This window comes from Deinococcota bacterium, assembly GCA_030858465.1.
Taxonomy (GTDB): Bacteria; Deinococcota; Deinococci; order Deinococcales; family Trueperaceae; genus JALZLY01.
Genome location: JALZLY010000109.1, coordinates 1 through 5,898 on the forward strand (window position 1 = coordinate 1; position 5,898 = coordinate 5,898).

Consider the following 5,898-nt stretch of genomic DNA (forward strand, 5'->3'; position numbering starts at 1 on the left):
GGGGGTCCTCAAGCAGGCCTACCTCTTCTTGCCGGTGGTGATCTTGGTCGTCACCATCTTGATGGGCTACTCCATCGTCCGCGCCGGCACCCTGGCGCTCATCAGCACGCTCATCATGAGCTGGTTCACGAAGGACAACAAGATGGGCCTCCGCGCCGTTACCGACGCCATGTTCTTGGGCACGCGCAACGTGATAGGCCTGGTGGCGGTCTGCGCCTGCGCGGGCATCGTGGTGGGGATCATCTCGCTCACCGGCATCGGCGGGCGCTTTTCGTCGCTGCTCTTCTCGGTCGCCCAGAACAGCCAGTTTCTGGCGCTCGTCTTTGCGATGGGCATCGCCATCCTCCTGGGCATGGGCATGCCCACCACCGCCGCTTACGCCGTAGCGGCCTCGGTGGTGGCGCCGGGGCTGGTGCGCATGGAGGTCTTGCCGCTGGTGGCGCACATGTTCGTGTTCTACTACGCGGTCGTCTCGGCCATCACCCCGCCCGTCGCCCTGGCCGCTTACGCCACCGCCGGCATCGCCGGGACCGACCCTCTAAAGACCTCGGTGGAGTCGTTCAGGCTGGGACTGGCTGCCTACCTGGTGCCCTTCATGTTCTTCTACAGCCCGCAACTGCTGCTCATCGGCGAGCCCTGGCGCATCGGCCTGGCTTTCGTGACTGGCGTCTTCGGAGTCTACTTTCTGGCCGCAGCGGTGCAGGGCTGGTTCGTCACCAGCATGAGCGCCATCCCGCGCCTGTTCATGCTGATCGCGGCCGTCACCTTGATCTACGGCACCGTCCACACCGACCTTATCGGCGCGGCCATCGTCGCAGCGCTCTTCTTCTATCAGCGCTGGAGGCTGAGGGGCCGCGAGGCCGACGAGAGGACCGCCGCTGAAAGGACCGAGGCCGAGACGCAGCCGAGGTAGCGGTTCCCGGCCTTCGTATCTGCTCGAGGCTAAACCTCGACGGGTGCCTCGACAAGCTCCCTGAGATCGAGGCGGGGCTGCTTCCAGACGGACCGGACGTGCGCGATCAGCCTCTCGCCCAAGACATCGCCCAGCATGCCACGCGCCTTTGCGGCCATCTCCTCGTCGCTCATGGGATTATGGGCCGAGCCCTTGGGGTGCTCGCGCAGCGCCACCAGTTCGCGACCCGAGCGGGTGCGCAGGACCAGGCGGACGGCGTAGGCTCCCGGGTAGAGCGCGTCGAAGGCAGGCTCGTGGTGCATGGTGATGCGCGGCAGCAGGGCGCGCACCGCCTCGTCCTCCAGGCTCTCGGGGGCGAAGCTGTGCACGTCCAAGGAGCCGTGCACGAGGGCCCAGGCGAGGACAAAGGGGTAGGAGAACTTGGCCTGGTAGGGCGTCTTGGGCTCGGGGTTGGGCACGATGTCCATGGCCACGCCGTAGCTGTAGACGTCCAAGGACTCGAGCCCTTCCTTAGCCACCTCCGCCGACCAGTCGAGGGCGAGGTCGATGCCGCTGTGGGTGTGGCCGCAGCAGGGAAAGCGCTTGTAGCTCATGCTCTCGATCTTGAGGGGCGCGCCCGACCCCAGGCCGTCTGTGACCCGCGCGGCGTCGTAGTCGCCGGCCATCGCCGCGAAGAAACCGCGCCGACCCTCCAATACCTGGCGCGTGCCGCTGAAGCCCTCCCGCGCCAGGTCCGCCGCGAAGATACCGCAGAGGGCGGCGTGGCCGGGGTGGAGGTGCTTGGACATGGTGCCATCGGCGTTGAACTCCCAGAGGCCGGCGGCCTGCGTGCCCGCGCTGCCGAGCGCCCAGCGGGTCTCCTCTTCGGTGAGCCCCATCAGCTTGGCGCTAGCCGCCGCGGCACCAAAGGTGGCGACCGTACCGGTGGGGTGAAAGAAGCGGTAGTGCGCGGGGTTGACGGCCTCGCCGATGCGGATAGCCACCTCGTAGCCGGCGGCGATGGCGGTGAGCAGCGCCGCGCCGCCGGCGCCCTCCCGCTCGGCCACCGCCAGCGCGGCGGGGATGATGGGCGCGGCCGGATGCAGGGTCGAAGGCCCGTGCAGGTCGTCGAGCTCGAGGACGTGCGTCGCCACCGCGTTGGCAAAGGCCGCCTGGGGCGCGGACGTCTTGAGGCCGTCCGGGAAGAGGGTGGCCTGGGGGTGGCCGCCGCTGCGCTCGACCACCCGCCGCGCCATCATCGCGGGCGGCGTCTGCGAGCCGGCCAGGCCCGAGGCCAGGCCGTCGAGGTAGGCGCGCTCGGTGGCGCGACGCGCCTGCTCGCCGAGCTCTTCGAGGTCCACCGTCCAGCGGGCGAGACCTTCCGTCAGGCTTTGGGTCATAGCGGTCTTTTGGGTCGTCTCATAGCTCATCTCAGCTCTCCTTCTGGGTGAGCCAGCGCGCGAGCCCTTCGCCCGCGCGCTGGATGTGCTCCCTCAACAAAAGCTCCAGTGCCTCGGCGTCAGCCGCGTCGATGGCCCGGAGGATGCCCCGGTGCTCCTCTTGCGAAGCCTCGAGCTGGCCCGCGACGTGCAGGGGCGTGAGCTGCGGCCGCCCTGCCCACAGGCTCTCGATCATCCGCACGAGGCGCGGCCTGCCGCTAGCCTCGTAGAGCAGCATGTGAAAGCGGGTGTTGAGGGCGACGTAACTTTCAGCGTCGCCCGCCGCCCAGGTCATCTCTTCAAAGAGCGCGTGCAACCTTTCGCGCCCCTCGTCCGACAACCGCGCCAGCCCGAGCACCGCCGCGTGCGGCTCGAGCAGGCTGCGGATGGCGTAGATCTCGGCGGCGTCTTCGGGACCAAAGGCGTTGACCAGGTAGCTGTTGCGCTTGCCCTGACTGACCAGGCCGTCGTGCTCGAGCCTTTTGAGCGCGTCGCGCACGGGGATGCGGCTGGTGCCGAGCTCGCTCGCCAGCTCCTCTTGGATGAGGCGCCGACCTCCCGCCAGCCTACCGGCGAGGATCGCCGCGCGCAGCGCCCTGTAGGCCTGCGCTTCGACCGTCTCGCGCTGGACGGGGTGAAGAAAGGGCTCAGTCTTTATGGCCCCGCCCTCGCCGAGACCGTCTCGAGCCCGCCCATGCCATCCCTAGCGTTTGCCTCATGCTGTTTACAGTATACGGAACAGCGAAACCCTGTCAACGCGCCCTCCCTTACAAGGTGCGCTTGTCACGCCGAAGCACCCTATCGAGCGTGATGGGCAGTCACAAGGCACACAAATGGTCGTTACTGCTCCACAGTTATGATCACTTTTCCTCGAGCGTGCCCTTCTTCGAGGTAGCGAATCGCTTCAGGAACCTCACGTAGCGGGTAACGCCTATCGATAACAGGGACGACTTTGCCAGCCTCGAGAAGCTCTTTCATAAAAATCAAGCCCTCCTTGTTTGGTTTCATCAACAAGCCAGCCATTTTCTTACTGCCGTTCATCGACATCACGGGTCCCAGAAGCATGGCTTGGAACAGTTGTGCGTTAGACCCTCCGGTCATGACGTAAATCCCCTCGGGGCTCAAGGCGCGCTTATAGGCCGCAAGCGGATGATATCCGTTCGCGGCAAGGATCAGATCATACCCTCGTCCATTTCGGGTGAAATCTTCTTGCGTGTAATCGATGACGTGATCTGCGCCAAGCGAGCGCGCCATGTCCAGATTCCTCGTGCTGCACACAGCGGTGACTTCAGCCCCGAACGCTTTGGCAAGCTGCACCGCAAACGTGCCCACGCCGCCACCCGCCCCATTGATCAAGACCTTTTGCCCCGGCTGAATCCGTCCCTTATCGCGCAGACCCTGCAAGGCAGTGACCGCCGCCAACGGTACCGCCGCCGCCTGCTCGAAGGACGTAGCAACCGGTTTCAACACCAAGGCATCTTCGGGAACCGAAACATACTCGGCAAAACCGCCGAAGCCGCACCCGGATAAGTCACCGAACACCTCATCCCCAGGCCTAAACTCCCTTACGTTTCTGCCCACCGCTTCAACTCGCCCCGCGATGTCGGCTCCGAGGATCCTGAGCTTGGGTTTAAGTAGCCCGAACGCTAGCCGGGCGGGGAGCGGTTCGCCTCGCATGAGATGCCAGTCCGCCGCATTTACCGACGCCGCATGAACGTTTACCAGTACTTCATTGTCCTTGGGGGTAGGTTTTTCCACCTCTTCGAGCTGAAGAACCTCCGGGGGTCCGTATTTTGTGTAGACGACTGCTTTCATAGGAGTTGCCTTTCTTTAAGTTGCCTTTCTTCTCGGTTGTATGCCGCTGCGCTTGGGCTACTGCGCAACATGACGATTCCCACCCATACGAACCACACGATGAGACCGAAGCCAAAAACAGCCCCTAGCACCTCGAGAGCCGCGAGAGCCGGGACAGCCGTGAGGATGCCCGCCACACTGACCCCTACGCCAAAGTAGTTTAATAGCTTAGGAAGTCCTCCTGCTTGCAAGGCTGCCCAACTTATCAGGAGTACCCATAAGCCGCCGACAATCTCATTCCCACCACCTAGACCGATGACCACAGTGTTAACTGCTAACCACAGCGACGCGGCTTGAGTTGGGTCGCTACCATAGAGATCGACCACTGCGCCCAAACCGACATTTGCGACCATGCCACTAGCAATAACCAGGCCAGCCCAGATAATCCCGAAGGCGGTCGCTATCTGCGCGATTGCTGGCGAACCAGCCTTCAACCGCTCGTAGAGCGCTAGCGCCGAGACAACCAGAAAGACGCCGAAGACCACATAGATGGTCAGGTACCAGACGTACAAGACGGCTTGGTTGTCCGCGAGGAAAGCCGCGTTCTGGATAGGATCAACGTCCGCGGCGAAGTAACCGGCGGGCATCAGCAAGGTGAGAAGCAACACGAAGCCCACCACGAACGTTGCGGCCATGATAAGTGCGGCCACGCCGCCCATCTTCTGTAAATTACCCATTTCCTTCTCCTTTTCTCGAGCGGTGTAGACAAGCGTTGATGAAGGGACTTACATGGAATGGTGGTCGCCATGCTGCCGGGGGTTGAACTACAGCGGAGACGCTAGCAAAGGTGAATCACCTCTCTAAGTCACTCGAGCCGAGTTGCCCTTCGGCATCTGACGCCTCCGCGAGACCGGGTTTAACGCGAATGACCGAGATTAGTGGTATGCCTAAATCGCGCACTTTCTTAAGTAGTCCATGCAATGCGGCCTGATCGACTACGGGGCCGGATAGCAGCGTATCGCCATTGTCTTCCAACGTGATGGTCAGGCCCTCGAACCAATTTGTCCATTGACGATCCAGATGGCCCTCGAGCCTGATTCGATAAACGGTTGCGTGACTTGCTTCAATTCCTCTGTCGTCGTGGATAACGCCCTCCTGTCGTGGCTGTTCATGACAGCCTGCGTCACCTTCTGCGTGCAAAAGGAGATTAGCTGCTAATCGGTATTGGCGTATAGATACCAAGGTATCGTCAGAGGTATCGTTCCGGGCTTACCGAGGGGCTGGAGGCTCGAAATTTGGCGCTAGGCATGGCGCGCACCCCAACATAGAGGCAAGCCACGCGGCCCTTATCCCGCAGTCAGAGCGACCGTAAGGCTCGAGGCGAGCATCACAAGAGCCACCGGCAGCCAGACCCGACGCTCTTTGGCGCTGGGCGTTATGGTGTTGAGCACCACGCTGACTACGCTGAACGCGACGATGACCCAAGTGAGCCACACGGAGACCTGCGCCCAGTCTGGAAGGAGCAGGCCGGCACGTGACATCACAACCGCAGCCATCAAGCCGAGAAGAGCAGCCTGCCCGACAGCAGAGGCGCGCATTGCCGGGGGAAACCGCCCCGGAAACTTGCCGCCCATCGCGTACGAACCCCACGGAACCCCGAAGGCCAAGGCGAACTGGAAGGCAACCACGCCTGCTGTGATGAACAGGTAGATGATTGCGGCAACGGTGGTCACATCCATGATCAATGTCCCTCGCTAGAAACTTGGTTGCGTC

General features: G+C 63.0%; 7 protein-coding genes. 1 reads left to right on the top strand and 6 read right to left on the bottom strand.

From position 1 onward, the window contains the following. A partial coding sequence (locus M3498_05220) for a TRAP transporter large permease subunit (GenBank protein ID MDQ3458692.1) occupies nt 1-913 on the top strand: 913 nt, incomplete at its 5' end. A gap of 29 nt (nt 914-942) precedes the next feature. Here the strand turns inward: M3498_05220 and M3498_05225 are convergent. The 6 genes from M3498_05225 to M3498_05250 form a co-directional block, all read right to left on the bottom strand. Further along, nucleotides 943-2,322 (bottom strand): MmgE/PrpD family protein, encoded by a 1,380-nt coding sequence (locus M3498_05225; GenBank protein ID MDQ3458693.1) that lies wholly within the window; start codon nt 2,320-2,322, stop codon nt 943-945. Between the two features lies 1 nt (nt 2,323). Then, entirely contained in the window at nt 2,324-2,923 is a 600-nt protein-coding gene (locus M3498_05230; protein MDQ3458694.1) for a GntR family transcriptional regulator, read from the bottom strand. Between the two features lie 248 nt (nt 2,924-3,171). Next, complete coding sequence (locus M3498_05235) at nt 3,172-4,146, bottom strand: NAD(P)-dependent alcohol dehydrogenase (GenBank protein MDQ3458695.1); 975 nt, start codon at nt 4,144-4,146, stop codon at nt 3,172-3,174. After that, complete coding sequence (locus M3498_05240) at nt 4,143-4,862, bottom strand: DUF4386 domain-containing protein (GenBank protein ID MDQ3458696.1); 720 nt, start codon at nt 4,860-4,862, stop codon at nt 4,143-4,145. The genes M3498_05235 and M3498_05240 overlap by 4 nt, the downstream gene beginning before the upstream one ends. Before the next feature lie 115 nt (nt 4,863-4,977). After that, a complete protein-coding gene (locus M3498_05245; GenBank protein MDQ3458697.1) occupies nt 4,978-5,253 on the bottom strand; it encodes a hypothetical protein in 276 nt (91 codons plus the stop codon). Nucleotides 5,254-5,471: 218 nt separating this feature from the next. Next, complete coding sequence (locus tag M3498_05250; GenBank protein MDQ3458698.1) at nt 5,472-5,864, bottom strand: hypothetical protein; 393 nt, start codon at nt 5,862-5,864, stop codon at nt 5,472-5,474. Between the last annotated feature and the right edge of the window lie 34 nt (nt 5,865-5,898).